Genomic DNA, 24,808 nt, shown 5'->3' with positions numbered 1-24,808 from the left:
TCCCCGGTTCGGGGGCCGGTTCGAAAATCGGTTCGGGAGCCGGTTCGGAAGTTACCTGACTGGGTGTCAGTTGTTTATGAGTTGAGGTAGGTGAGGACCGCGAGCACGCGCCGGTGATCCCCGTCACTCTGGGACAAGCCGAGCTTCAGGAAGATGTTGCTCACGTGCTTCTCGACGGCGCCGTCGCTCACCACGAGCTGCCGGGCCACCGCCGAGTTGGTCCGTCCCTCGGCCATCAGACCGAGTACCTCGCGTTCGCGCGGTGTAAGCCCCGCGAGCACGTCCTGCTTTCGGCTGCGGCCGAGCAACTGCGCCACGACCTCCGGGTCGAGCGCCGTGCCGCCCTCCGCGACGCGGACCACCGCGTCGACGAACTCCCGCACCTCGGCGACCCGGTCCTTGAGCAGATAGCCCACGCCCCGGCTCGACCCGGCGAGCAGTTCGGTCGCGTACTGCTCCTCGACGTACTGCGAAAGGACCAGGACCCCGAGTTCCGGGTGCTGATGGCGCAGATACACCGCGGCGCGTACGCCCTCGTCGGTGTGGGTCGGCGGCATCCGCACATCGGCCACGACCACGTCCGGCAGGTCGTCCTGCGCGGCGAGGTCGGTGATCGTCTTGATCAGCGCGTCGGCGTCCCCCACTCCCGCCACCACATCGTGCCCGCGGTCGGTCAGCAGCCGGGTCAGGCCCTCCCGAAGCAGCACTGAATCCTCGGCGATGACCACCCGCACTTTGTCCTCCACTTTTTGGCCCCCCGGCACTTTATTCGGCCCCCCGGCGTGCTTGTCTGGCCCGCATCGACCCGGCGACGGTGTCGCCCGGCCGAACACTCGGCACCTCAGTATCGCGCGATCCGGGGCGGCTCACCGGACTGGTCGCCAGGTTCCCCGCGGGACCGGTCACCCGGGCCGGTCACCCGGGCCGGTCGCCGACCGGTCCGCCCGCGCGTGCGCCGCCCCCGGCTCGGCGTACGAACCGGGGGCGGCGCACCGGCAACGGTGCAGGTCAGCGCGGATTAGCGCGGATTAGCGCGGATTAGCGCGGATCAGTGCGGATCAGTGGGGATCAGGCCTGGCGCCACGGCAGCTCGGCGCGGATCAGTGGGGATCAGGCCTGGCGCCACGGCAGCTCGGCGGTGACCGCCGTCGGGCCGCCCGCCGGTGAATCGACCACCAGGATGCCGTCGACCGCGCCCAGCCGCTCCGCGAGCCCCGCGAGGCCGGAGCCCGCCGAGACGTCGGCGCCGCCCGTCCCGTTGTCGGTCACCTGGAGCATCAGCCGGTTCTCGGCCCGCCAGACGTCGACGCCCGCGGCCCGGGCGCCGCTGTGCTTGCTGATGTTCTGCAGGAGTTCGGAGACCGTGAAGTACGCGATGCCCTCGATGGCGGCCGCCGGGCGGCTCGTCAGGTCCACCTCGACCTGAACCGGCACCGTGCAGCGGGCGGCGAGCGAGGACAGCGCCGCGTCCAGACCGCGGTCGGTGAGGACGGCGGGGTGGATGCCGCGGGCCAGATCGCGCAACTCCTGCAGGGCGACCTTCACCTCGCCGTGCGCCTCGTCGACCATGCGCGCCGCGGCCTCCGGGTCCTCGGTGAGCTTCTCCTTGGCCAGGCCCAGATCCATGGCGAGGGCGACCAGGCGGGCCTGCGCGCCGTCGTGCAGATCGCGTTCGATGCGGCGCAGGTCGGCGGCGGCGGTGTCCACGACGACGCCGCGGTCCGACTCCAGCTCGACGACGCGGGTCGCGAGCCGCGAGGGCCCGAGCAGCCCGAACACAAGGACGCGGTCCACCGTCGTCAGGGCCCGCAGGATCCACGGCGTGGCCAGCGTGACGAGCAGCCCGGTCGCCGCGGTGACGCCGATCTCGAAGGGGTTGTCGAGGTAGATGTGGTGGCCGTCGTCGCTGTAGAGCTGAATGCCGTCCTGCCCGCCGTACATCGGGAAGAGCCAGAACCACAGCGGGTACGTGAGCATCATCCAGCCGTACGCCCAGAAGACGATCGCCACCGCGAACGAGAAGACCGACCACGGCAGCATCAGCAGCGAGTACAACAGGTGCCGCCAGGACGCGCCGCTCTTGAGGACGGCCCCCATGAGCGCCATCGGGCCGCCGCCCTTGGGGCGCAGCGGCTCCGGCGGCGCGACCTCTAGGCCGAGCAGCCCGCGCGCCCGCGTCCGCTCCAGGGCTCCGATGCCCCGGCAGCCCGCCAGACCGGCCGCGAGCACCGGGATGCCGATGAAGGTGATCAGCAGGCCCGCGCCGAGCGAGAGCGACACGACGGCGAAGACGAAGGACGTGATGCCGATCGGCAGGCTCAGCATCGTGTAGGCGAACTCCCGCCAGGTGCGGGCCTCCACCGGGGCGCGCAGTCCGGCGGGCAGGCGGTGCCGCCGCTCCTCGACGTCGGTACCCCGGAAATCCGGCCGGTCCATGTGCGCGTACCCCTGTCCGTACTCCGTGGCCATCGATGCCGTCCGTTTCTAGGTCTGCGTCTGCGTCTGCGTCTGCGTCCGCGGTTCTCTGTGCCGCTGTGCCGCTGTGCCGCTGTGCCGCTGTGCGGCTGTGCGGCTGCGCGGCTTTCGGCCGTGCCTGTTTGCCGTGGTTCCAGAATCGCTGTCGCGACGGCTCCGGACCATGGAGTACGTCGGCCTCTTCGGCCGGGGGTTTTCCCTACCTCCGGGCCCGGCTCCAGGTTCGGCTCCGGGCCCGGCTCCAGGTTCGGCTCCGGGCCCGGCTCCAGGTTCGGTTCCAGGTTCGGCTTCAGACCCGGCGCGAGCCGTCCGCCGGGCGGTCGCGCCACGGCAGCTCCGCCGTGACGGTCGTCGGACCGCCCACCGGCGAGTCGATCACGAAGAGCCCGTCCACCGCGCCGAGCCGGTCCGCGAGCCCCGCCATGCCCGTACCGCCGTCGAGCCGCGCCCCGCCGCGCCCGTCGTCCCACACCTGAATGAGCAGCCGGTCCTCGGCCCGCCAGACGTCGACGCTCGCGGACTTGGCGCCGCTGTGCTTGCTGACGTTCTGCAGGAGTTCGGAGACCGTGAAGTACGCGATGCCCTCGATGGCGGCCGCGGGGCGCGCGGGCAGGTCGGCGGTGACCTTCACCGGCACCGTGCAGCGCGACGAGACCGAAGAGAGGGCGGCGTTCAGACCGCGATCGGTGAGGACGGCGGGGTGGATGCCGCGGGCCAGGTCGCGCAGCTCCTGCAGAGCCAGCTTCACCTCGCCGTGCGCCTCGTCGACCATCGAGGCCGCGGCGTCGGGGTCCTCGAGGAGCTTCTCCTTGGCGAGGCCGAGCCCCATGGCGAGGGCGACCAGGCGGGCCTGCGCGCCGTCGTGCAGATCGCGTTCGATGCGGCGCAGATCGGCGGCGGCGGTGTCCACGACCACCCCGCGGTCGGACTCCAGTTCGGCGATCCGCTGCTCCAACTCGTCGGAGGGCGAGAGCAGCCCGCGCACCATCGCCCGGTCGGCGTTGGCGAGGAGACGCGCGATGAAGGGCAGCACCGGCCAGAGCACGAAGAGGCCGGTGGCCATGACGGCGAAGGTGAGCACGCCCCAGGGCAGCCGGATGAAGCAATACAGCATGGTGCGCCAGCCCACCGGGTCCTTCACGCTCGCCCACACCCGGCCGAGGATGCCCTGCCCGCGATACCCCGGCATCGGACTCGGCTCGTCCACGTGCACGCCGAGCATTTTCCTGGCCCGCTCCCGCTCGAACTTGCCGAGCAGGCGCGCGCCGAGCAGCCCCGCCGCGAGCAGCGGCAGACCGATCACCGTCACCGTCAGGCCGATGCCCAGGGCGAACACGATCACCGCGTAAAAGAAACCGATGATTCCGGCCGGGAGGTTCGCCAGGAGGTGCGCGATCTCCTTCCAGGTGTGCCGGTCGTACGCGAATCGCGCGGGTGGCGGCCGGTCGTCGTGCTGGGGCGTGGTGCGTGCGGTCATACGCGCTAGGGTGCCCGGCCCGCCGCCGCGGCGCCATGAGGGCGGCCGCCCGGGGGCCCGGGGGATAACCCCACCCCGCTGTACTCCGCCGTACTCCGCCGTACTCCGCTGTCCGAAGCGTGACGCCGTGCCCTGACGGATGCGTGACGCTCTGCTTACCGAACCTTTAGCAGGCCCTAGACTCCCGTGCGTACAGATCGTCGAACGGGTCAGGTCGAGGACGGTCAGTGAGTGAGTCAGGGAGTGAGGGGCTGACGTGCACGTGACGAACGTCGCGGCAAGCTACTACCAGTCGTACTCCGTCGTCGGACTGCTCGCCGTCGTGGGCGTGCTGTTCGTCGCCGTGGCCTTCGGCGCGGGGCGGCTGCTCCGCCCGGTGGTGCCCACCCCGGAGAAACTCCTGACATACGAGTGCGGCGTCGACCCGGTCGGCGAAGGCTGGGCCCACACCCAGGTCCGCTACTACGTCTACGCGTTCCTCTACGTGATCTTCGCCGTCGACTCGATCTTCCTCTTCCCCTGGGCGACGGTGTTCGCCGCGCCCGGCTACGGCGCGACGACGCTCGTGGAGATGTTCATCTTCCTCGGCTTCCTCACCGTGGGCCTGCTGTACGCATACAAGAAGGGCGTCCTGACGTGGACGTGACCCCGGACACCCACACCCACACCAATGGGCAGCCGCAGTCCCAGCCGCAGTCCCAGCCGCAGTCCCAGCCGCAGTCCCGGCCGGAGCCCGTGCTGCTCCCCGAGCCGAAGAGGCTGGGCGCGCTCGCCCGTCTCGCCCCCGAACCGATGAAGGTGGTCCTCAACTGGGGCCGCCGGTACTCGCTCTGGGTCTTCAACTTCGGACTCGCCTGCTGCGCCATCGAGTTCATCGCCGCCTCCATGGCGCGCCACGACTTCATCCGGCTCGGCGTCATCCCGTTCGCGCCGGGACCGCGCCAGGCCGACCTGATGGTCGTGTCCGGCACGGTCACGGACAAGATGGCGCCCGCGGTCAAGCGGCTGTACGAGCAGATGCCCGAGCCGAAGTACGTCATCTCGTTCGGCGCCTGCTCCAACTGCGGCGGCCCGTACTGGGACTCGTACTCGGTGACCAAGGGCGTCGACCAGATCATCCCCGTCGACGTGTACGTCCCCGGCTGCCCGCCCCGCCCCGAAGCCCTCCTCCAGGGGATCCTCAAGCTCCAGGAGAAGATCGCGCACGAGTCGCTGGGGGAGCGGTACGGGAACGGTGGCGGCAACGGCAACGGTGCGCGGCCTTCCGCGGCGGCGCTGCGGAGCGGGTTGGTACAGGCGCCGACGGTCGAGAAGGAGGGGGACCGGTGACCGGCTGGCTGCCGAGCCCCGTGGAGGAGCTCTTCGGCGCCGAGGCGACGGCCGAGGAGTCGTACGACGTACTCACCGTCGACGTCCCGCCCACATCGTGGATCACCGCTCTCGAAACCGCCCGCACCACGCTGACCTGCACGTACTTCGACTGGCTGAGCGCGGTCGACGAGCCGGGCACGGGATTTCGGATCTGCGCCCACGTCGTGGCGCTCTCCCCGGTACGCCGCCTCCTGCTCCGTACGACGGTCGCGCACGACGCCCCGGTGCTGGCCTCCGCGGTCGACGTCTACGCGGGCGCGGGCTGGCACGAACGCGAGACGCACGAGATGTTCGGCGTGACGTTCGACGGCCACCCCGGCCTGACCCCGCTGCTCCTCCCCGAGAACTTCGAGGGTCACCCGCTGCGCAAGGACTTCGTGCTGGCGGCCCGCGTGGCGAAGGCGTGGCCCGGCGCCAAGGAGCCGGGGGAGTCCGAGCACGGCGGGCCCAAGCGCCGCCAGATGCTGCCGCCCGGCGTGCCCGACCCCAACGAGTGGGGCCCTCTGAAGGGCCAGCTCCCCGCGGCCCCGGCCCGCCCGGCCCGCGGCGCGGCCCGCGCGGCGGCAGCTGCGTCGGCATCGGCTTCAACTTCGGCATCCGGCGAACGCCCGGCCCGCCGCACGCGCACAGCGGGTCAAGGCTCGGCGAGCCAGACGGCGGAGGCCCCGGCTGCGGGGGCGCAGGCCCCCACCGGTCAGCCCGCAGAGACGCAGCAACCGGAAACGCAGCAACCAGAGACGCGGCAACCGGAGGCGGCGGCACCGGCGCGTCCCCCACGGCGCTCGCGCAGCGTGAGCCAGGGCTCGGCGTCGCAGCGCGGCACGACGGAACCGCCGTCACAGGACACCGCGCCCGCCACGAAGCCGCAACCACAACCGGAACCGGAACCGGAACCGGCGGAGCCCACACCCCCCGCCAAGCCCCAGCCCGACACCACCCAGCCCGACACCACCCAGCCGAGCACCACCCAGCCGAGCGCCCCCCAGCCGGAGTCGGCAGCCCCAAGCAGCTCTGACGCCCCTTGGCACCACGCCCGCCCTGCGTTCGACAACGCCCCGGAGCAGCAGCAGCCGCCGCAGCAGCCGCAGCCGCAGCGGCCTCCCTCTGCCGACGACCCCGCGCCCGAGGCCGCCCCCGCGCCCGCACCCGACCCCAAGCCCACCCACGACGGCGAACGCCCAGGAGGCACCGAGTGAACGACGCCCTCGACGTCGCCCTGCGCCTCGTCATCGTCTTCGCGGTGTTCCTGGTCCTGCCCCTCGTCATCGGCCAGACCGAGCACAAGGTGATGGCCCACATGCAGGGCCGCCTCGGCCCCATGCACGCGGGCGGCTTCCACGGCTGGGCCCAACTCGTCGCCGACGGCGTGAAGTTCGCCCAGAAGGAAGACGTCGTCCCGGCCGAGGCCGACCGCCGTATCTTCCAGCTGGCCCCCGCGGTCGCCCTCCTGCCCTACCTCCTCGTACTCATCGCCATCCCGATCGGCCCGGACGAGGGCGCGGTCGGCGAGGTCGTCGACGCGGGCATCTTCTTCGTGCTCGCGGTGATGGGCGTCGGCGTACTCGGCTCGCTCATGGCGGGCTGGGCCAGCGCCAACAAGTTCTCCCTCCTCGGCGGCCTGCGCACCGCCGCCCAGCTCCTCGCGTACGAACTCCCGATGCTGCTCGCCGCCGCCTCGGTCGCGATGGCCTCGGGCACGGTCTCGCTGCCCGGCATCGTCGACGCCTTCGAGTGGTGGTGGCTGCCCTGGCAGATCGTCGGCGCGCTCGTGTTCTTCATCGCGGGCCTCGCCGAACTCCAGCGCCCGCCCTTCGACATGCCGGTCGCCGACTCCGAGATCATCTTCGGCGCCTACACCGAGTACACGGGCCTGCGCTTCGCCCTCTTCCTCCTCGCCGAGTACGCCGGGATCGTCGTCCTGTGCGGCCTGACCACCGTCCTGTTCCTGGGCGGCTGGCACGGCCCGTGGGGCGCCGACGGCCTCGGCTGGGTCTGGACCCTGCTCAAGACGGCCGTCCTGGCCTTCGTGGTCATCTGGCTGCGCGTGTCCTACCCCCGTCTCCGCGAGGACCAGCTCCAGAAGCTCTCCTGGACCCTCCTCGTCCCGCTCGCCCTCGCGCAGATCGCGCTCACCGGAATCGTGAAGGTGGCGATCAACTGATGGCTGCGTCCCTCCCGCCCACCACCCGGCCCCGGATTCCCGGCAGCGGCCTCGCCAAGGGCCTCGCCGTCACCCTCCGCACCATGACGAAGAAAACCGTCACCGAGCAGTACCCGGAGCACCAGCCCGAACTCCCGCCCCGCACCCGTGGCGTCATCGGCCTCTTCGAGGAGAACTGCACGGTCTGCATGCTGTGCGCCCGTGAGTGCCCGGACTGGTGCATCTACATCGACTCCCACAAGGAGACGGTCCCGCCCGCCGCCCCCGGTGGCCGCGAGCGCAGCCGCAACGTCCTCGACCGTTTCGCCATCGACTTCGCCCTCTGCATGTACTGCGGTATCTGCATCGAGGTCTGCCCCTTCGACGCGCTCTTCTGGTCCCCGGAGTTCGAGTACGCCGAGACCGACATCCACGAACTCACCCACGAGCGCGACAAACTCCGCGAGTGGATGTGGACGGTCCCGGCCCCGCCCGCCCTGGACCCGGGCGCCGAGGACCCGAAGGAACTCGCCGCCGCCCGCAAGTCCGCGGAGAAACTGGCCGCCGCCCAAGAGACGCCCGCCCCCGGACCCGAGGGGGACGCGTGACGTTCGCAGCAGCCGCCACATCGGCAGCGCAGGCCGCCACTTCGGCAGCGCAGGCCGCCACTTCGGCAGCGCAGGCCGCCACTTCGGCAGCGCAGGCCGCCACTTCGGCAGCGCAGGCCACTACGTCGGCAGCGCAGGCCACCGCCGCCACGGCCGCCGAGAGCCACGGCTTCCTGTCGCCGACCGGCGTCGAGATCGCCTTCATCCTCGTCGGACTCGTCACGCTCGGCGCGGCGGTCATCTCGGTCACCACCAAGCAGTTGGTGCACGCCGCGCTGTGGCTGGTGGTGGCGCTCGGCGGGCTCGCCGTCGAGTACCTCCTCCTGACCGCCGAGTTCATCGCCTGGGTACAGGTCCTCATCTACGTCGGTTCCGTGGTCGTCCTCCTCCTCTTCGGACTGATGCTCACCCGGGCGCCCATCGGCCGCTCCCCGGACGCCGATTCGCGCAACCGCCCCGTCGCGCTCGCGGTGGCCCTCACCGCTGCCGCCGCCCTGGTCTGGGTCGTCGTGGACGCGTTCCGCACCACGGTGATCGACCTGGACGGCGCCGCCCAGGGTTCCACCGACGTGACCGGATCGATCCTCTTCCGGCACTGGGTGCTCCCCTTCGAGGCGCTCTCCGTCCTCCTCCTCGCCGCCCTCGTCGGCGCGATCGTCCTGTCCCGCAAGAACGCCGCGAACGCCGCGTCGGATGCTCGCGCCACGGACCGTGAGGAGAACAGCTGATGCACCTCCACCTCGCCTATCCCACCGTCCTCGCCGCCCTCCTCTTCTGCGTCGGCTTGTACGGCGTGCTCGCCCGGCGCAACGCGATCCTGGTCCTGATGTCCGTCGAGCTCATGCTCAACGCCGTCAACCTCAACCTGGTCGCCTTCGACGTCTGGCTCCGCGACTCCCTCCACGCCGGTCAGGCCCTGACCCTCTTCACCATCGCCATCGCCGCCGCCGAGATCGGCATCGGCCTCGCGATCGTCCTGGCCGTCTACCGCAACCGCGGCAGCTCCGCCGTCGACGACCTCCGCGACACCGCCGAGGGCCCCGACGAGGGCCCCGACGACCCCGATGGCACCGATGAACAGGCCGCACCGGCGCAGAAGGCTGAGGCCACCGCGTGACCACGACCACCCTCGCCGTCCTCGTCCCCCTCCTTCCCTTCCTCGGCGCCGCCGCCGGCCTGCTGCTCGGCCGCCGGGTCCCCGCCCTCGTACGGCCCCTCGCGGTGCTGCCCACGCTGACGGCCCTGCTGCTCGCCGCGCTCGTGGCCGTCCGCCAGGGCGGCGGCACCGGCGGCGGGCACGCCTCCCTCGACGCCGCCACCGAGCTCACCCCGACCGGCTCGGTCCCCATCGAACTCGCCCTGCACGTCGACGGCTTCGCCGCCCTCGTCGCCGTCCTGGTCGGCGTCGTCGCCTCGTGCGTGCAGATCTACTCGACCGGCTACCTCCGCGAGGACCCCCGCTACCCCTCGTACGCCGCGCTCGTCTCCCTCTTCACCTCCGCGATGCTGCTCGTCGTCTACTCCGGCGACCTGATGGTGCTCCTGGTCGGCTGGGAGATCATGGGCATCTGCTCGTACTTCCTCGTCGGCCACTACTGGGAGACGCCCGAAGCGCGCGCCGCCTCCCTCAAGGCCTTCCTGGTCACCAAGCTCGGCGACGTCCCCTTCCTGATCGGCCTGTTCGCGCTCGCCGCGGACACCGGCTCCTTCCGCGTCACGACGATCCTCGCGAGCGTCGCGGACGGCGACCTCGACCACCCCACGCTGATCGCCCTGCTACTGCTCGCGGGCGTGGCGGGCAAGTCCGCGCAGTTCCCGCTGCACACCTGGCTGCCCGACGCGATGGCGGGCCCCACACCCGTCTCCGCGCTGATCCACGCCGCGACGATGGTCGCCGCCGGTGTCTACTTCGTGGCCCGGCTCCTCCCCGTCTTCGCCGCCTCCGCTGCCGCCCTGGTCGTCCTCGCCGTCATGGCCGCCGTGACGATGGCCGGCTCGGCCCTCGCCGCGCTCGCCCAGGACGACATCAAGCGCGTCCTCGCGTACTCGACGATCGGTCAGCTCGGCTACATGACCGGCGCCCTCGCCGTCGGCGACCACGGCGCCGCCGTCTTCCACCTCCTGTCGCACGGCGCCTTCAAGGCGCTGCTGTTCCTCGGGGCGGGCGTGATCATCCACGCCGCCGGCACCAACTCGCTGGCTGCCATGTCCCGGATGAAGGGCCTGCGCGACCGCATCCCCGACGCCTACTGGACGATGACCGTGGCGCTCCTCGCGCTCGCCGCGATCCCGCCGTTCAGCGGCTTCTTCTCCAAGGAGGCGGTGCTCGGCGCCGCCGAGCACGCGGCCACGGGCCATGCCGAGTCCGCGCCCACCGCGGCAGGCTGGATCGTCCTCGTCGCCGGTCTGCTCACCGCCCTCCTCACCGCCGCGTACGCGACGCGCCTGTGGCTGCTCGCCTTCCACGGAACGGGCGCCGAGGCCCCCGACCACGGGAAGCAGCCGGTCACCATGACGGCCGTGCTGTGGGTGCTCGTCGTCCCCTCCCTTGCCTTCGGCCTCTCCGTCGGCGTCCTGCCGGACTGGTTCGACGGCCGCGAACTCACCCCGACGCTCACGACCTCCGTCCTCGGCACCGGCTTCGCCCTGGTCGGCGCCCTCGTCACATACGGCGCGTGGCGGCACACCTCGGCGCTCGCCGCCCGTGTCCCGATGGGCGCGGTCGCCGCGAACCCGGAGGGCGACGGCGGTCTCGTCGAGGCGGAGGCCATCGCCACCCACGCCCCCGCGTACGGGGACGTGGCGTCGGCCCCGGACCCGGCAGACCCCGGCCGTCTGCTGCTCGGACCGCTGCACCGGCACGCCGCCGTCGGCTTCCGCCTCGACGCCGTCTACGCCGCCCTGTTCGTGCGCCCCGTGCGGGCCGCCGCGAGCCTCGTCCGCTTCCTTGACCGCGAGGTCGTCGAGACGTACGTGCGCGGCGCGGGCACGGCGCCCCGCTGGCTGGGCGCGGCCGTCCGACGCGCGCAGACCGGCAATGTCCAGACCTACCTGAGCGCGCTGCTCGCCGGCACGGTCGTCCTGGCCGTCGCCGCCGTCCTCGTCGCCACCGCCGGAGCGTGAGCAGCCGTGATCGGTATCAGTGAGTCCGTGATGCAGTTTCTTCTGGCGTTGATCGTCGTGGGGCCGCTCATCGGCGCCGTGGCCGCTCTCCTGCCCGCCCCGCCCGGACTGAAGGGGAAGTCGCCCGACCAGGCCGTGCTCCGCCACGGCGTGGTCGTGACCGGCGCGATCCTCGTCGCGGCGGTCGTCCTCGCGCTCGGCTTCGACCACGACCAGCCGTCGAAGATGCAGGCCACGACGGATATCAGCTGGATCCCCGCACTCGACGTGCGCATCCACCTCGGCACCGACGGCATCTCGCTCCCCCTTCTGGTCCTGACCGCGCTGCTGACCTTCCTCTGCGCGCTCTACAGCTACTTCAAAATGCCGTCGGGCCCGTCCCCCAAGGCATTCGTCGCACTGATCCTCGTTCTCGAGTCCGGCACCCTCGCGACCTTCGCCGTCCTCGATCTGCTGCTGTTCTTCCTGGCGTTCGAGATGGTGCTCATCCCGATGTACTTCCTCATCGCCCGCTGGGGCGGCGCCCAACGCACGCAGGCGGCCTGGAAGTTCATCCTCTACACGCTGCTCGGCTCCGTCGTGATGCTGCTCGGCCTCCTCCTGATCGGGCTCAAGTCCGACACTTTTGACATGGTGGCACTCGCCACTGACAACGGCCGGGGCCTGACCACATCCGTGCAGGTCATCGCCGTTCTGGCGATCGGGATCGGGCTCGCGGTCAAGACGCCGATGTGGCCGCTGCACAGCTGGCTGCCGGACGCCCACACCGCCGCGCCGACCGTCGGCTCGGTGCTGCTGGCCGGCGTCATGCTGAAGATGGGTACGTACGGGTTCGTCCGGATCATCCTCCCCGTCGCGCCCGACGGGATGCGGGAGTTCGCGCCGTACCTCGCCGCCTTCGCCGTCGTCGGCATCATCTACGGCTCCCTGGCCTGCCTCGCGCTGGCCAAGCAGGGCGCGAAGGGCGACCTCAAGCGCCTCATCGCCTACTCGTCGGTCGGCCACATGGGCTTCGTCCTGCTCGGCATCTCGACGATGAGCCCGACCGGCGTGAACGGCGCACTGTTCGCCAACATCGCCCACGGCCTCATCACCGGCCTGCTGTTCTTCCTCGTCGGCGCGCTCAAGGACCGCACCGGCACCACCGACCTCGACTCCCTCGCGCAGGAGTCCGGCGCGGCGCTCTACGGCAAGGCCCCGCGCCTCGGCGGCCTCCTCGCCTTCGGCGCCGTCGCCTCGCTCGGGCTGCCCGGCCTCGCCGGTTTCTGGGGCGAAATGCTCGCCCTGTTCGGCGCGTTCGAACCCGCCGACGACCTGAGCCGCCCCGCCTTCCTCACCTTCATGGCGATCGCGGCCTTCGGCACCCTGCTCACCGCCGCGTACATGCTCATCGTCGTACGCCGCGTCTGCATGGGCCCGATGCCGCAGGCCGCGACCGACGAACCCGCGCCCAAGGCGGTCGCCGACGTCCACGGCTACGAGTTCGCCGCCTGGACCCCGCTCGTCGCCCTCACCGTCCTCGCCGGACTCTGGCCCGCGGCTCTCCTCGGCCTGACCGACCCGGCCGTGCAGAAGCTCCTCACTGGAGGCAAGTCGTGACCGTGGCCGCCGAAAGCGCCGAAAGCGCGGCAAACCTGGTCCAGTCCGTCGACTGGCTCGCGATCGCGCCGCCGACCGTCGTGGCGGTCGTCGGCCTCGTCGTGCTCGTCGCCGACCTCTTCGTAGGAGCCGGAAAAAAGGCGGTCCTCGGCTGGATCTCCGTAGCGGGCCTGGCCGCGGCCGCGCTCTCGCTGCTGCCCCTCCTGGACGACGACCGCTCGACCTTCTGCCTGACCGGCGGAGGCACGCACGCGTGCAGCTACACCGCCGACCGCTTCACCCTCGTCATCCAGCTCCTGGTCCTCGGCGGCGCTCTGCTCGCCGCCCTGCTCTCCATGAGCACGCTCAAGGACTCCGGGGACGAACTGCCCGCGGGGGAGTACTGGTTCCTACTGCTCTCCTCCGCGGCGGGCGCCGCCCTGCTGCCCGCCTCGCGCGACCTCGCGACGCTGATCGTCGCCCTGGAGGTCGCGTCCCTGCCGGCGTTCGCACTCGTCGGCCTGAAGCGCGGCGACAAGCGCTCCTCCGAAGCGGCCCTGAAGTTCTTCCTCTCCTCCGTCACCGCGACCGCGGTGACCCTCATGGGCGTCAGCTTCGTGTACGCGGCGACCGGCACCCTGCACCTGACCGAGATCGCCACCGAGCTCCGGAACGTCGACGGCCAACTGCACACCCTCGCCCAGACCGGCGTCGCCCTCACCCTCGTCGGGTTCGCCTTCAAAGTGGCGGCCGTCCCGTTCCACTTCTGGGTACCCGACACCTACGTAGGCGCGCCGCTCCCGGTCGCGGCTTACCTCTCCGTCGTCGGCAAGGCCGTCGGTTTCACCGGCCTCATCCTCGTCACCGTCGTCGCCTTCCCCTCGTACGCGGACGTCTGGGGCCCGGCACTCGCCGTTCTCGCCGCGCTCACCATGACCGCGGGCAACGTAGCGGCCCTGCGGCAGCGGACCACGCGCGCGTACAGCGCGGTCCGCCTCCTCGCCTGGTCCTCGGTCGGTCAGGCCGGCTACCTCCTGGTGCCGATCGCCGCGGCCGGCTACGCCGACAACGAGGCCGCAGCCGAGAAGGCCGTCGGCTCCACCGTCGCGTACGCCCTGATGTACGCGGCCGTGAACCTCGGAGCCTTCGCCGTGGCGGCCCTCGTCGGCCGCACCCGGCGCCGCAACCGCGTCAGCGACTACCGCGGCCTGTACGCCCGCAGCCCGCTGGCCGCGCTCGTCCTGGGCTTCTTCCTGCTCTGCCTCGCCGGCCTGCCGCCCGGCATCATCGGCCTCTTCGCGAAGGTCACGGTCTTCTCGGCCGCGGTCGACGCGGGCCTCGGCTGGCTCGCCGTGGTGATGGCCGTGAACGTAGTGATCGCCCTCTACTACTACCTGCAGTGGACCGCGCTCCTGTTCCGCGCCCCCGAGGGCGAGCCGGTCCGGCACCGGGTGCCGGCCCCGCTCACCGTGGCCATCGCGCTGACGGCGGTCCTCGGCATCGCCCTCTCCGGAGCGCCCCAGCTGATCCTGCGCTTCTCGGACACCGGCCTGTTCTGACCCGGCGCCGGGGCCGTCACCCGCGCGGCCTACATCGCTCCTGCGTGCACAAGGGAACTAGTGCTCCCCGCCTGGCGTTGACCAGTACGGGAGGGTCCACTGAACAGTGGAAGCACCAGTCAGCAGAGGGTTCCCCCACGCACCACCAGGAGGGCGTACCGTGCACCGCCGGCACAACGGGTTGAAGACCGCCGTACTCCTCGGGGGACTGTCCGCGCTCATCCTTGTCATCGGCAGTTTCTTCGGGCGTACGGGCCTGATCGTCGCGCTGTTCGTGGCGCTCGGCACCAATGCGTACGCGTACTGGAACAGCGACAAGCTCGCCCTGCGCGCCATGCGTGCCCGCCCGGTGAGCGAGTTCGAGGCCCCCGAGCTGTACCGCATGGTCCGCGAGCTCTCCACCCAGGCCCGCCAGCCCATGCCACGCCTGTACATCTCGCCCACCGAGGCGCCGAACGCGTTCGCGACGGGCCGCAATCCGCGCAACGCGGCGGTGTGCTGCACCGACGGCATCCTGCGCCTCCTGGACGAGCGCGAACTGCGCGGGGTCATCGGCCATGAGCTCAGCCATGTCTACAACCGCGACATCCTGATCTCGTCGGTCGCGGGCGCCTTGGCCTCCGTGATCATGTTCCTGGTCAACTTCGCCTGGCTGATCCCGGTCGGCCGGTCGAACGACAACGAGGGCCCCGGCATCTTCGGCATGCTCCTGATCATGCTGCTCGGCCCGCTCGCGGCGTCCATCATCCAGCTCGCGATCAGCCGCTCCAGGGAGTACGAGGCCGACGCGTCCGGCGCACAACTCACCGGCGACCCCCTGGCTCTGGCGAGCGCCCTGCGTAAACTCGACGCAGGGACGAAGCAGTTGCCGCTGCCGCCCGAGCCCCGTCTCGAGACGGCAAGTCACATGATGATTGCGAACCCTTTCCGCCCGGGGCAGGGCATGTCCAAGATGTTCTCCACGCATCCGCCGATGGCGGAGCGCATTGCCCGACTCGAGCAGATGGCAGGTCGCCACCAGTGAAGACAATCCTGAACGTCATATGGCTCGTCCTCTGCGGCTTCTGGATGTTCCTTGCCTACCTGGTCGCGGGCGCGCTGCTCTGCGTCACGATCATCGGCATCCCATTCGGCCTGGCCAGCTTCCGCATCGGCCGCTATGCCCTGTGGCCCTTCGGCTATACGACGGTCGAGCGCCGCGACGCGGGCGCCCCGTCCTGCCTCGGCAACATCCTGTGGCTCGTCCTCGCGGGCTGGTGGCTGGCGATCGGCCACATCGTCACGGGCTTCCTCCTGTGCGTCACGATCATCGGCATCCCCCTGGGCATCGCCAACTTCAAGCTGATCCCGGTCTCCCTGCTGCCCCTCGGCCGCGAGATCGTCCGCACGGACCAGCCGTTCGCCGCGCGCTACTGAAGACGCGGTTCAGCGCACCTGCGGGCAGGCGCGCCCGTACGCCCGGCACTTGTTCTCGAAGTCCGGCGGCAGCCAGCTCCCGCTCAGCAGACGGGGATGGGCGGGGAACGCGGCGTGCGCGGCGAGGACGAACATCAAAGAGGCCCAGAAGCTGTGGAGTTGCACCATTTGCCCTGAGCCGGTGTACATGTCTCGGTAGGAGCACTGGAAGACGCCGGGAGCGGTCAGGTCGGCCGCGTCGAGACCGCCCCATTCCAGGTCCAGCCGGCTCTGCGGATGCCCGAAATAGGCGCGCCGGTCGGTGACCGTCACCTCCCCCTGGCCATCGGCCACCCAGCGCGGCTGGGCATGCGTGGCCGCTTGGCGCCGACGAGCGGCATTGCCCAGCGCCGAACCGACCAGGCTGCCGATCACGAACGCGGGCCGCCCGACGGCAAGCGTCGTGTTGTGCGTGTAGGAGCCGTCGCCCAGGGCGCGCCAGGTGGAACGAGCGGCGGGCCCCACCGCCACGGGCAGTTCACCGGGCCCCAGGCGGGCCGTCGAGGGCACCGGCGGCCGGTCGCCGAGTCTGCCCCGCACGAGGTCGTCGACGACATGGCAGGTGTACAAGAGATGGTCGTCGAGCGGGGTCCAGGGAGCGGGCCCTCCTATCGGCGGCCACGCTGTGTACGCACCCTCACTCACAACCCACCCCGTTCGGCCGTCCCACATCGACGACCGACATCGTAGTGATCTTCGGTGCGCCAGGCCGACGGATCGTCGAAGCGGTCCGTGGGGGCGGCCCGGCCCTCGATTGTCAGTGCCGTGGTCCACCATGAATTCATGGCTGAGACAGAGCAGTTGATGGACCGAGTCGCCACCCGGGCGCGTGCCACCCGCCCCTGGGGGTGGGACTCCCTGCCCGCCCCGGTGGACGCGGAGACCCTGGCCCGGGCGGAGGACTCCCTGGGCTTTTGCCTGCCGCCCCTGCTCGCCGCGCTCTACACCCGCATAGGAGACGGCGGATTCGGCCCGGAGTACGGCTTGCTGCCCCTTCTCGAAGAGAAGTCCTCCGGGGGCGAGCCGGCCGTCGTCGAGAAGTACCGCACGATGCGCGAATCCGAATGGGGCTGGCCCGAGGGCGTGTTGCCGATATCCCACTGGGGCTGCGCGATGTACGCGTGCGTGGACTGCCGCACCGACGACGCCCAGGTCCTGCTCTTCGAGCCCAACGGCGGCGACCCGCGCCACGCGTGGTTCGTCGACTCCCCGGACCTCACGACGTGGCTCACGGCCTGGCTCGACGGCACGGGCTGGTACGCGGAGGACAACGACGACCCGGAGCTGCCGTTGTGGCAGGACGACCGCACGCGCGCGTAGCGCCTGGCCTGCGGTTCCCTTCGCTGTGTCGTACGCCGCACCCTGCGGATCACCGCAACCGCGCCCCCGCCCGGTGACGTCCTTCAGGACAACAGCGCACAAAGCTCACCGCGCGAGAGAGGTCAGGTCACCGCATGGGCATCATCAGCTGGATCGTTCTGGGTCTGCTGGCCGGAGCCGTCGCCAAACTGCTGCTGCCCGGCCGCGACCCGGGCAACTTCATCGGCACCACCGTCATCGGCATCGCGGGCGCCTTCATCGGCGGCTGGATCTCCGCCCGCTACCTGGACCGCCCGATCGCCAACCACTTCTACGACGGCGCCACCTGGGCGGCGGCCATCGGCGGCTCGCTCGTCCTGCTCATCGCCTATCGCATCCTTTTCGGCCACTCACGGCGCTGAGAGCCTGTCTTTGCACCCCCGTCGTCCCCACGATCTGCGGCCAGCAGCAAGGGCGGGCACCCCACACGGGGCGCCCGCCCTCCGCGGTCCGCGCGACAGCGATCTGCCTACCGGTAGTTGGCGAACTGCACCGCGAAGTCGAAGTCCTGCCCCTTGAGCAGCGCCTGAACGGCCTGCAGGTCGTCGCGGCTCTTCGAGCTGACCCGCAGCTCGTCGCCCTGGACCTGCGCCTTGACGCCCTTGGGGCCCTCATCGCGGATGATCTTGGCGACCTTCTTCGCGTTCTCCTGCGAGATGCCCTCTTCGATCGAGGCGAAGATCTTGTACTCCTTGCCGGACAGCTGGGGCTCGCCCGCGTCCAGCGACTTCAGCGAGATGCCGCGCTTGATCAGCTTGGACTGGAAGATGTCGAGGATCGCCTTGACCCGCTCCTCGCCGTTCGCCTCCATCAGGATCTTCTCGCCGGACCAGGCGATCGAGGCGCCCGTGCCCTTGAAGTCGTAGCGCTGCGAGATCTCCTTGGCGGCCTGGTTGAGCGCGTTGTCGACCTCCTGCCGCTCGACCTTCGAGACGATGTCGAAACTGGAGTCGGCCATGTCCTGTGGCTCCTTGTATCGGGGTATGCGTACTCAGCGGATACGGCCCTCTGGCGCCGGCCGCATCCGCAAAGCCTAGCCATCGCCCCCGCGCCGGGTGCCGATCAATCGGGTGGCGAAGCACCCCTGTGCATCAGGTATCGTTTACGTCGTTGCCACGGAGCGCCGCGAAAGCGGAGCGGGCAGCAAACCCGGCGGTGTGCCCGAGCGGCCAAAGGGAGCAGACTGTAAATCTGCCGGCTCAGCCTTCCCAGGTTCGAATCCTGGCGCCGCCACATGAAGGTAGACCCTCCCCGACTTGCGGAAACGCACATCGGGGAGGGTCTTTTCATGCTCCCGCGGAAGCCCCTCTCCATGGCTGCTTCCGGAGCCCTCTGTGTACAAAATGGGGCCCATGTCGTCCCGTCGCAGAAACTGCCCGGTGTGCCGCCGCGAGATCGCCGTCGTCGGCGGACGGTTCGCCCGCCACGATCCGCCGGGCCCGCGCGGCACCGGTGACCTGGTGTCGTGCCCGGGCTCCCGCAGCCAGGCCCAGCTGGGCGCCGCACAGCCCGCTCTGGACGGCTATGTCGTCCCGGACCACCCCGGCCAGCTCCCGCTGTTCTGAGCGGGCCCTGAGGGCCTCAGTTGCCCGCAACCGACTTGACCGCCACCGACACCGGCACGGAACCGCTGACCAGCTCCAGCGTCAGGCCCGCCGTCGCCGGCGTCTCCACGAGCTCCGCGAGCGCCGCGGCGACGTCGTCACGGGGGATCGGCCCGCGCCCGGTCGACGCCTCCAGGCGGACCAGGCCGGTGCCCGCGTCGTCCGTCAGCATCCCGGGGCGCAGGATCGTCCAGTCCAGGGTGTCGCGCGAGCGTACGTACGCGTCGGCCTCGCCCTTGGCCCGCAGATAGGCGTCGAAGATCTCGTCGCCCTGGTGGCCGGGGTCCGCGCCCATCGACGACACGACGATGTGGCGCCGCACGCCGGCCCTTTCCGCCGCGTCCGCGAACAGCACGGCCGCGCCGCGGTCCACGGTGCCCTTGCGGTCGACGCCGCTGCCCGGCCCCGCACCCGCCGCGAAGACGGCCGCGTCGGCGCCGCGCAGATGCCCGGCGACCTCGTCGACCGACGCCGACTCCAGGTCGCACAGGACCGGTTCGGCACCCGCGTCGCGCAGGTCGGCCTCCTGCCCGGAGTTGCGGATCAGCCCCGCGACTTCGTCACCGCGCGCGGCGAGCAGACGCTCCAGCCGCAGCGCGATCTGACCATGACCACCAGCGATGACAATGCGCATACCTCCGACCGTACGACAGGGCGGACGAGAGTGCTCAACACACGCGCGGCGCCCAGGAGATCCAGCGCGATGCACACACGCGTGGAGGGTCGTTACGAGCCGAGAGGCCGCCCTCCATCCATGCGCACGTCCGGGAGCCCTGGGCAGCTGGCCGAAAATCTCAGGCCGGCGGATCGTCACCCTTCGGCGGCCCCGGCGCCGTGTTCGTCGACCGTCCCTGCCGTGGCAGGTCCAGCGCCACCGCGGCGGCGGAGTCGCAGTACTCGCGCACCGCGCTGGTCCGCGCCACGACGCGCCCCCGGTGCACCACGATCCGGCTGTACGCGAGCGACAGCGCCCCCGCGAGCCGGTCGCCGCGCACGGCGAGCAGCTCGGCGGGGAAGCCCGCCTCCACCCGAACTTCCGCAAAGCCCATGGCCGCCCGCGCCGCCCCGCTCACCGCGCCGTAGGCGCCCTCGGGCCGCAGCCCGCAGCGCGAGGCCAGCAGGTACGCGGCCTCCAGCGGATCCCCGCGCCCGACCGGATTCGACACGTCCCGCATCGCCCCGCTGCCCGCGGCGACCCGCACCCCCGCCGCCCGCAGCAGCCGCACGGGCGCCGCCCCGCGCCGCTCCGTGCTCCCACAGCCGCCCTGCGGCAGGCAGACCACCGTCACGGCGGCCGCCGCGAGCTGCTCCGCGGTGCGCGAGGCCACGTCCGCGGGCAGCCGCCCGAGCCCGCCGCACGGCCCGACCGCCACGCCCGCCCGCAGCCCCCCGGCCATCGCCGCGAGACGGCCGAGCCGCGCCGGATCGTCACCGTCCGTGTGCAGGTCGACGGGGCACCCGTGCTCCGCGGCGATCTCCAGGACCGCCTCCGCGTACCCCGTCGGATCGGGGTCGAGATCAGGACAACCGCCCACTACGGAGGCGCCCATTTTCACCGCGTCCCGCAGCATCGCGAGCCCGTCGGCGCCCGCGATCCCGGTCAGCAGCCGCGGCACGGCGACGGCCGTGAGGTCCACCAGGCCCCGCAGCGAGCGCCGCGCCTGCAGCACCGCCTCCATCGGGCCGAGCCCCTGGACGTCGCCGATCCGCACGTGCGAGCGCAGCGCCGTGGCGCCGTGCCCGAGTTGCAGCAGCGCCGCTTCAGTGGCCCTGCGCTGCACGTCAGGGATGTCGTACGAGACCGGCCCCGGCGTGTCCGCCGACAGCGCCGTGTCGCTGTGCGCGTGCGGCTCCGCCGCCGCGGGCAGCAGGAGGTACCCGGAGAGGTCCACGCGTGCGGCGTGCGTGCTCAGGCTGCCCGCGGTACCGACCGCCTCGATGCGCCCGCCGCCGAGCCGGACGTCCACGGTCCGGCCGTCGGTGAGCCGGGCGCCGCAGAGCAGCAGGGCTCCGGAGTCGTCGGCGGGGCCGGAACCCGAGGGTCCGGAGGCGCCCGAGGAGTGGGGTTGCTGCGGCTGGCTGTCGGGCATCGCGCTCCTGGGGCTCGGGGGCGGCTGCAGTCGTCGAGGCGTCAAGATCACGCAGCGTGTGCCGAGCCTAGGACGGCGAAAGGCCTGCTTCGAGGAGGAGCGGAATAGTCGTACCGGTGTGGTGCGAGTGCACTGGTGGGGCGCTCACAGACCTCTGAGGCGGGGCTTCCGATGCCCTTGGGCGGCCCCGGCGAAACGGATTTGGGCGATCGGCGACCAACCGTGTAATGTCTTCATCGCTCGCCCCAATAGCTCAGTCGGTAGAGCGTCTCCATGGTAAGGAGAAGGTCTGCGGTTCGATTCCGCATTGGGGCTCTGATGTCGAGTGATCCTCGCTTTCGAGCGGGGAGATCCCGGCATCGCAGCGGTGTAGCTCAGTCGGTAGAGCAAGCGGCTCATAATCGCTGTGTCACCGGTTCAAGTCCGGTCACCGCTACTAAACGGTAGCCGATTGTGGGGTCGGTCCTTCGATCGGCTACTCTTTTATGCGTTCATCCGTCCATCCGTCCGTCAAGGAGCACTCACGTGGCTGCCACCGACGTCCGCCCGAAGATCACGCTGGCCTGCGTGGAGTGCAAGGAGCGGAACTACATCACCAAGAAGAACCGGCGTAATGACCCGGACCGTCTTGAGATGAAGAAGCACTGCCCGCGCTGCAACGCGCACACTGCGCACCGCGAAACGCGCTAAACACAGGCTCGTACACGAGGCCGTCCCCGTTTGTTGGGGGCGGCCTCGTGTCGTTTTGATCAGTCAGCCGTGATCAGTCAACTGTGATCAATCAACCGCAGGAGGTTCCGGGCCATGGCGCTCGACCAGTCCTTCGTGGGGCGGTCCTATCCCCCCACTGATCCTTATGAGGTCGGCCGGGAGAAGATCCGCGAGTTCGCCGTGGCGGTGGGGGACACCAATCCCGCGTACACCGACACGGAGGCCGCGAAGGCGCTCGGTCACCCGGACGTGATCGCGCCGCCGACCTTTGTGTTTGCGATCACATTTGAGGCTGCGGGTCTGGTCGTCGAGGATCCGCAACTGGGGCTCGACTACAGCCGCGTCGTGCACGGCGACCAGAAGTTCGCCTACACCCGCCCGGTGCGCGCGGGCGACCGGCTGACGGTCACCTCGACCATCGAGTCGGTCAAGTCCCTCGCGGGCAACGACATCCTGGACATCCGCGGCGAGGTCCACGACGAGGCGGGCGAGCATGTCGTGACCGCCTGGACCAAGCTCGTCTCGCGTGCTGCGGAGCCCGCGGCGAAGGAGGCCTGAGGCGATGACGGCGAAGATTTCTTACGACGACGTCGAGGTCGGCACCGAGCTGCCTGCGCAGAGCTTCCCGGTGACGCGCGCCACACTCGTGCGGTACGCGGGCGCTTCCGGGGACTTCAACCCGATTCACTGGAACGAGAAGTTCGCGGTCGAGGTCGGCCTGCCCGACGTCATCGCGCACGGCATGTTCACCATGGCCGAGGCGATCCGTGTCGTGACCGACTGGCTGGGCGACCCGGGGGCGATCGCCGAGTACGGCGTGCGCTTCACCAAGCCCGTCGTCGTCCCGAACGACGACAAGGGCGCCACGATCGAGGTCACGGCCAAGGTCGCGGCCAAGCTTGACGACCGCCGCGTGCGGGTCGACCTTCTTGCGAAGAGCGGGGACCAGAAGGTCCTCGGCATGTCGCGGGCAGTCGTGCGGCTGGCCTGAACCGTCAGTACTACGTAAGGGGCGCCCCCCATTGGGGGCGCCCCTTACGTAGTAGTGAGTCAGGCCCGAGGCCCTTGACCACTTAGTGATTGGCCACTAACTTACTCGCATGGTCAGGATGAGCGCAGACGAGCGACGCGAGAGCGTCGTCCGCGCGGCGATGATCGAGTTCGCCCGCGGCGGCTACAAGGGCACGTCCACTGAAGCCATCGCCAAGCGGGTGGGTGTCTCGCAGCCGTATCTCTTCCGGCTCTTCCCGGACAAGCGGGCCATGTTCCTCGCCGCCTCCGAGCGCTGCTGCCGGGAGACCACGGAGGTCTTCCGGGCCGCGGCCGAAGGGCTGGAGGCGGAAGAGGCCGAGTACGCCATGGGGCGGGCCTATCAGGCGCTCATCGCGGATGACCCCGACAAGCTGCTCATGCAGATGCAGATGTACGTCGCCGCGTCCGCCGCGGAGGCGGCCGGTGATCCGGAGTTCAGTGCGACGCTGCGGGCCGCCTGGATGGAGATGTACGACACAGTGCATCTCGCGCGGGGGGCCGGGGTCGACGAGACGACTGCGTTCCTGGCGTACGGGATGCTGATCAACGTCCTGGTGTCGTTGGGGTTCCAGCCCGACCACCGGGTGTGGACCGGCTTCTACGGGCCGGCTCAGCCCAAGCAATGAGGCGGGAGTCCTGCGTGTCACGGGGGTGCGCGCAGGGGTCCTGTTCGTCACGGGGGGTGCGTGTTTTTTTGTGCCCACGAAAGTTAGTCATCAATAACTAACCTCAGGGGAAGCGATGTCACAGCAGACAGCCCAGCGCGGGGGAGCGGCCTGGGCCCTCGTCATCACCAGCGTCGCCGGATTCATGGCGGCGCTCGACAATCTCGTCGTCACCACCGCCCTGCCGTCCATCAGGGAGGATCTCGGCGGTGCGCTGCACGACCTCGAATGGACGGTCAGCGCCTACACCCTCACCTTCGCCGTGCTGCTGATGTTCGGCGCGGCTCTGGGTGACCGGTTCGGCCGCAGGCGGCTCTTCATGGTCGGCCTCACGGTCTTCACCGGCGCCTCCGCCGCCGCGGCCCTGGCGCCCGGTCTGGACGCGCTGATCGCCGCACGCGCCGTGCAGGGTGTCGGCGCCGCGATCATGATGCCGCTCACGCTGACCCTGCTGACGGCCGCGGTGGCCCCGGCCAAGCGCGGTATGGCGTACGGCATATGGGGCGCCGTCAACGGACTCGCGGTCGCCAGCGGTCCGCTGATCGGCGGCAGTCTCACCGAGCACGTCTCCTGGCAGTGGATCTTCTGGCTGAACGTCCCGCTCGGCCTGGCCCTGCTGCCGCTCGCCCGTCTCCGCCTCGCCGAGTCCCACGCCCCCGGAGCGCGGCTCGACATCGCCGGCACCATCCTCGCCAGCGGCGGCCTCTTCGGCATCGTGTACGCCCTGGTGCGCGGCCCTCTCGACGGCTGGACCAGTGCCACCGTCCTCGTCAGCCTGATCGCGGGCATCGCCCTGCTCGGTGGCTTCATCCGGCACGGAATCCGCAGCACGGCGCCGATGCTGCCGATGCGCCTCTTCCGTAGTCGTGCGTTTTCCGGCATCAACGCCGCGAGCCTGCTGATGTTCCTCGGCATGTTCGGCTCGATCTTCCTGCTCAGCCAGTACATGCAGAACGTCCTCGGCTACTCGCCCACCGAGGCGGGACTGCGGATGCTGCCCTGGACCGGCATGCCCATGCTCGTCTCGCCGCTCGCGGGCTACCTCTCCGACCGCATCGGCGGCCGCCCGGTCGTCGCCGCCGGGCTCTTCCTGCAGGCCCTGGGCCTGGCCTGGTACGCCGTCGTGGTGGCGCCCGACGTGACGTACGGCGCACAGCTGCCCGCCCTGATCATCAGCGGCATCGGGATGGCCCTGTACTTCGCCCCGGCCGCCAACCTGGTCATGTCCAGCGTCCGCCCGCAGGAGCAGGGCATCGCCTCCGGCGCCAACAACGCGCTGCGCGAAGTGGGCGGCGCCCTCGGCATCGCCGTGATGTCGTCGATCTTCACGGCACAGGGCGGCTACGGCTCGGCAGGGAGCTTCGTGGACGGCCTGCGGCCCGCGCTGTGGGTGGGCGCAGCGACGGTGGGTCTCGCGGCGGTGGCGGCGCTGTTCATCCCGGCCCGCCGGGGGACGCCCGGAGGGTCCGAGGCGGCCGCTCCGAAGGCGCACGAGGACCTGATCTCCGTCTGAGCAGTCGTACGGGACCGGCCCTGCCCTGACCGGTGGGGCCGTTCTCGT

General features: G+C 70.8%; 27 protein-coding genes and 3 tRNA genes. 23 read left to right on the top strand and 7 right to left on the bottom strand.

What is annotated here, in order from left to right; translation table 11 throughout:
• Positions 1-74: 74 nt before the first annotated feature.
• The 3 genes from ABZ953_RS05085 to ABZ953_RS05075 form a co-directional block, all read right to left on the bottom strand.
• Complete coding sequence (locus tag ABZ953_RS05085) at positions 75-734, bottom strand: response regulator transcription factor (RefSeq protein ID WP_361717091.1); 660 nt, start codon at positions 732-734, stop codon at positions 75-77.
• Positions 735-1,110: 376 nt separating this feature from the next.
• Positions 1,111-2,469, bottom strand: a complete 1,359-nt coding sequence (locus tag ABZ953_RS05080; protein WP_361716808.1) for a sensor domain-containing protein — start codon at positions 2,467-2,469, stop codon at positions 1,111-1,113.
• Between the two features lie 295 nt (positions 2,470-2,764).
• Positions 2,765-3,952: a sensor domain-containing protein gene (locus ABZ953_RS05075; protein WP_361716805.1), complete on the bottom strand. Its 1,188-nt coding sequence runs from the start codon at positions 3,950-3,952 to the stop codon at positions 2,765-2,767.
• Positions 3,953-4,208: 256 nt separating this feature from the next.
• Between ABZ953_RS05075 and ABZ953_RS05070 the strand changes: the two genes are divergently transcribed.
• From ABZ953_RS05070 to ABZ953_RS05015, 12 genes are all read left to right on the top strand, one after another.
• Positions 4,209-4,598, top strand: a complete 390-nt coding sequence (locus ABZ953_RS05070) for an NADH-quinone oxidoreductase subunit A (RefSeq protein ID WP_266863289.1) — start codon at positions 4,209-4,211, stop codon at positions 4,596-4,598.
• Between the two features lie 89 nt (positions 4,599-4,687).
• Positions 4,688-5,281 (top strand): NADH-quinone oxidoreductase subunit B family protein, encoded by a 594-nt coding sequence (locus ABZ953_RS05065; RefSeq protein WP_361717088.1) that lies wholly within the window; start codon positions 4,688-4,690, stop codon positions 5,279-5,281.
• Entirely contained in the window at positions 5,278-6,519 is a 1,242-nt protein-coding gene (locus ABZ953_RS05060; protein WP_361716801.1) for an NADH-quinone oxidoreductase subunit C, read from the top strand. Before ABZ953_RS05065 ends, ABZ953_RS05060 begins: the two co-directional genes overlap by 4 nt.
• A complete protein-coding gene (locus ABZ953_RS05055) occupies positions 6,516-7,484 on the top strand; it encodes a complex I subunit 1 family protein (RefSeq protein ID WP_361716798.1) in 969 nt (322 codons plus the stop codon). Before ABZ953_RS05060 ends, ABZ953_RS05055 begins: the two co-directional genes overlap by 4 nt.
• The gene (locus ABZ953_RS05050) at positions 7,484-8,071 is read left to right on the top strand and encodes an NADH-quinone oxidoreductase subunit I (protein WP_361716795.1); all 588 of its coding nucleotides are present in this window, start codon (positions 7,484-7,486) and stop codon (positions 8,069-8,071) included. The genes ABZ953_RS05055 and ABZ953_RS05050 overlap by 1 nt, the downstream gene beginning before the upstream one ends.
• 173 nt (positions 8,072-8,244) lie before the next feature.
• Positions 8,245-8,799 carry an NADH-quinone oxidoreductase subunit J gene (locus ABZ953_RS05045; RefSeq protein ID WP_361717085.1) on the top strand — a complete coding sequence of 185 codons (555 nt, stop codon included), beginning with the start codon at positions 8,245-8,247 and terminating at the stop codon, positions 8,797-8,799.
• Positions 8,799-9,188, top strand: a complete 390-nt coding sequence (gene nuoK / locus ABZ953_RS05040) for an NADH-quinone oxidoreductase subunit NuoK (RefSeq protein WP_361716792.1) — start codon at positions 8,799-8,801, stop codon at positions 9,186-9,188. Before ABZ953_RS05045 ends, nuoK begins: the two co-directional genes overlap by 1 nt.
• Positions 9,185-11,194, top strand: a complete 2,010-nt coding sequence (locus ABZ953_RS05035) for an NADH-quinone oxidoreductase subunit L (RefSeq protein WP_361716789.1) — start codon at positions 9,185-9,187, stop codon at positions 11,192-11,194. The genes nuoK and ABZ953_RS05035 overlap by 4 nt, the downstream gene beginning before the upstream one ends.
• A 6-nt stretch (positions 11,195-11,200) precedes the next feature.
• Complete coding sequence (locus tag ABZ953_RS05030) at positions 11,201-12,793, top strand: NADH-quinone oxidoreductase subunit M (protein WP_361716786.1); 1,593 nt, start codon at positions 11,201-11,203, stop codon at positions 12,791-12,793.
• Positions 12,794-12,795: 2 nt separating this feature from the next.
• The gene (locus tag ABZ953_RS05025) at positions 12,796-14,331 is read left to right on the top strand and encodes an NADH-quinone oxidoreductase subunit N (protein ID WP_361717082.1); all 1,536 of its coding nucleotides are present in this window, start codon (positions 12,796-12,798) and stop codon (positions 14,329-14,331) included.
• 160 nt (positions 14,332-14,491) lie between these two features.
• Positions 14,492-15,355: a zinc metalloprotease HtpX gene (gene htpX, locus ABZ953_RS05020; RefSeq protein ID WP_361716783.1), complete on the top strand. Its 864-nt coding sequence runs from the start codon at positions 14,492-14,494 to the stop codon at positions 15,353-15,355.
• Positions 15,352-15,747 (top strand): YccF domain-containing protein, encoded by a 396-nt coding sequence (locus ABZ953_RS05015; RefSeq protein ID WP_361716780.1) that lies wholly within the window; start codon positions 15,352-15,354, stop codon positions 15,745-15,747. Before htpX ends, ABZ953_RS05015 begins: the two co-directional genes overlap by 4 nt.
• A gap of 9 nt (positions 15,748-15,756) precedes the next feature.
• Here the strand turns inward: ABZ953_RS05015 and ABZ953_RS05010 are convergent, their stop codons facing one another.
• The gene (locus tag ABZ953_RS05010) at positions 15,757-16,356 is read right to left on the bottom strand and encodes a hypothetical protein (RefSeq protein ID WP_361716777.1); all 600 of its coding nucleotides are present in this window, start codon (positions 16,354-16,356) and stop codon (positions 15,757-15,759) included.
• 213 nt (positions 16,357-16,569) lie between these two features.
• On the opposite strand from ABZ953_RS05010, the gene ABZ953_RS05005 reads away from it, so the two are divergent.
• Positions 16,570-17,106 (top strand): SMI1/KNR4 family protein, encoded by a 537-nt coding sequence (locus ABZ953_RS05005; RefSeq protein WP_361716774.1) that lies wholly within the window; start codon positions 16,570-16,572, stop codon positions 17,104-17,106.
• 134 nt (positions 17,107-17,240) lie between these two features.
• Entirely contained in the window at positions 17,241-17,507 is a 267-nt protein-coding gene (locus tag ABZ953_RS05000) for a GlsB/YeaQ/YmgE family stress response membrane protein (protein ID WP_361716771.1), read from the top strand.
• Between the two features lie 107 nt (positions 17,508-17,614).
• Here the strand turns inward: ABZ953_RS05000 and ABZ953_RS04995 are convergent, their stop codons facing one another.
• Positions 17,615-18,103 carry a YajQ family cyclic di-GMP-binding protein gene (locus tag ABZ953_RS04995; protein WP_249588357.1) on the bottom strand — a complete coding sequence of 163 codons (489 nt, stop codon included), beginning with the start codon at positions 18,101-18,103 and terminating at the stop codon, positions 17,615-17,617.
• Positions 18,104-18,296: 193 nt separating this feature from the next.
• On the opposite strand from ABZ953_RS04995, the gene ABZ953_RS04990 reads away from it, so the two are divergent.
• Positions 18,297-18,378: transfer RNA gene (locus tag ABZ953_RS04990), tRNA-Tyr, on the top strand.
• 119 nt (positions 18,379-18,497) lie between these two features.
• Positions 18,498-18,710 carry a hypothetical protein gene (locus tag ABZ953_RS04985; protein ID WP_361716768.1) on the top strand — a complete coding sequence of 71 codons (213 nt, stop codon included), beginning with the start codon at positions 18,498-18,500 and terminating at the stop codon, positions 18,708-18,710.
• Positions 18,711-18,726: 16 nt separating this feature from the next.
• Here ABZ953_RS04985 and ABZ953_RS04980 read toward each other — a convergent pair whose 3' ends face one another.
• The gene (locus tag ABZ953_RS04980; RefSeq protein ID WP_361716765.1) at positions 18,727-19,383 is read right to left on the bottom strand and encodes an SDR family oxidoreductase; all 657 of its coding nucleotides are present in this window, start codon (positions 19,381-19,383) and stop codon (positions 18,727-18,729) included.
• 160 nt (positions 19,384-19,543) lie between these two features.
• Positions 19,544-20,839, bottom strand: coding sequence for an amidohydrolase family protein (locus tag ABZ953_RS04975; protein WP_361716762.1), 1,296 nt, complete (start codon positions 20,837-20,839; stop codon positions 19,544-19,546).
• Positions 20,840-21,081: 242 nt separating this feature from the next.
• Here ABZ953_RS04975 and ABZ953_RS04970 point away from each other — a divergent pair.
• From ABZ953_RS04970 to ABZ953_RS04940, 7 genes are all read left to right on the top strand, one after another.
• Positions 21,082-21,154 (top strand) — tRNA-Thr (locus ABZ953_RS04970).
• A gap of 48 nt (positions 21,155-21,202) precedes the next feature.
• Positions 21,203-21,275: transfer RNA gene (locus ABZ953_RS04965), tRNA-Met, on the top strand.
• Positions 21,276-21,364: 89 nt separating this feature from the next.
• On the top strand, positions 21,365-21,529 hold the full coding sequence (gene rpmG, locus ABZ953_RS04960; protein ID WP_004571794.1) for a 50S ribosomal protein L33: 165 nt from the start codon (positions 21,365-21,367) through the stop codon (positions 21,527-21,529).
• A gap of 114 nt (positions 21,530-21,643) precedes the next feature.
• Positions 21,644-22,108, top strand: coding sequence for a MaoC family dehydratase N-terminal domain-containing protein (locus ABZ953_RS04955; protein WP_361716759.1), 465 nt, complete (start codon positions 21,644-21,646; stop codon positions 22,106-22,108).
• 4 nt (positions 22,109-22,112) lie between these two features.
• On the top strand, positions 22,113-22,541 hold the full coding sequence (locus ABZ953_RS04950) for a MaoC family dehydratase (protein WP_361716756.1): 429 nt from the start codon (positions 22,113-22,115) through the stop codon (positions 22,539-22,541).
• A 118-nt stretch (positions 22,542-22,659) separates the two neighbouring features.
• Positions 22,660-23,208: a helix-turn-helix domain-containing protein gene (locus ABZ953_RS04945; protein ID WP_361716753.1), complete on the top strand. Its 549-nt coding sequence runs from the start codon at positions 22,660-22,662 to the stop codon at positions 23,206-23,208.
• A gap of 115 nt (positions 23,209-23,323) precedes the next feature.
• Entirely contained in the window at positions 23,324-24,760 is a 1,437-nt protein-coding gene (locus ABZ953_RS04940) for an MFS transporter (RefSeq protein ID WP_361716750.1), read from the top strand.
• Positions 24,761-24,808: the final 48 nt, after the last annotated feature.

The organism is Streptomyces sp. NPDC046465 (assembly GCF_040646035.1).
In the GTDB taxonomy this organism is placed as follows: Bacteria; Actinomycetota; Actinomycetes; order Streptomycetales; family Streptomycetaceae; genus Streptomyces.
This window is presented reverse-complemented; position numbering and strand designations above follow the sequence as displayed.

Coding starts and splice junctions, on each gene's coding strand:
- ABZ953_RS04980 (WP_361716765.1), bottom strand. CDS start 19,383: ATGCGCATTGTCATCGCTGGTGGTCATGGTCAGATCGCGCTGCGGCTG.
- ABZ953_RS05000 (WP_361716771.1), top strand. CDS start 17,241: ATGGGCATCATCAGCTGGATCGTTCTGGGTCTGCTGGCCGGAGCCGTC.
- ABZ953_RS04945 (WP_361716753.1), top strand. CDS start 22,660: ATGAGCGCAGACGAGCGACGCGAGAGCGTCGTCCGCGCGGCGATGATC.
- ABZ953_RS04985 (WP_361716768.1), top strand. CDS start 18,498: ATGTCGTCCCGTCGCAGAAACTGCCCGGTGTGCCGCCGCGAGATCGCC.
- ABZ953_RS05050 (WP_361716795.1), top strand. CDS start 7,484: ATGGCTGCGTCCCTCCCGCCCACCACCCGGCCCCGGATTCCCGGCAGC.
- ABZ953_RS05075 (WP_361716805.1), bottom strand. CDS start 3,952: ATGACCGCACGCACCACGCCCCAGCACGACGACCGGCCGCCACCCGCG.
- ABZ953_RS05005 (WP_361716774.1), top strand. CDS start 16,570: ATGGCTGAGACAGAGCAGTTGATGGACCGAGTCGCCACCCGGGCGCGT.
- ABZ953_RS04955 (WP_361716759.1), top strand. CDS start 21,644: ATGGCGCTCGACCAGTCCTTCGTGGGGCGGTCCTATCCCCCCACTGAT.
- nuoK (WP_361716792.1), top strand. CDS start 8,799: ATGCACCTCCACCTCGCCTATCCCACCGTCCTCGCCGCCCTCCTCTTC.
- ABZ953_RS04950 (WP_361716756.1), top strand. CDS start 22,113: ATGACGGCGAAGATTTCTTACGACGACGTCGAGGTCGGCACCGAGCTG.
- ABZ953_RS04975 (WP_361716762.1), bottom strand. CDS start 20,839: ATGCCCGACAGCCAGCCGCAGCAACCCCACTCCTCGGGCGCCTCCGGA.
- ABZ953_RS04940 (WP_361716750.1), top strand. CDS start 23,324: ATGTCACAGCAGACAGCCCAGCGCGGGGGAGCGGCCTGGGCCCTCGTC.
- ABZ953_RS04995 (WP_249588357.1), bottom strand. CDS start 18,103: ATGGCCGACTCCAGTTTCGACATCGTCTCGAAGGTCGAGCGGCAGGAG.
- ABZ953_RS05080 (WP_361716808.1), bottom strand. CDS start 2,469: ATGGCCACGGAGTACGGACAGGGGTACGCGCACATGGACCGGCCGGAT.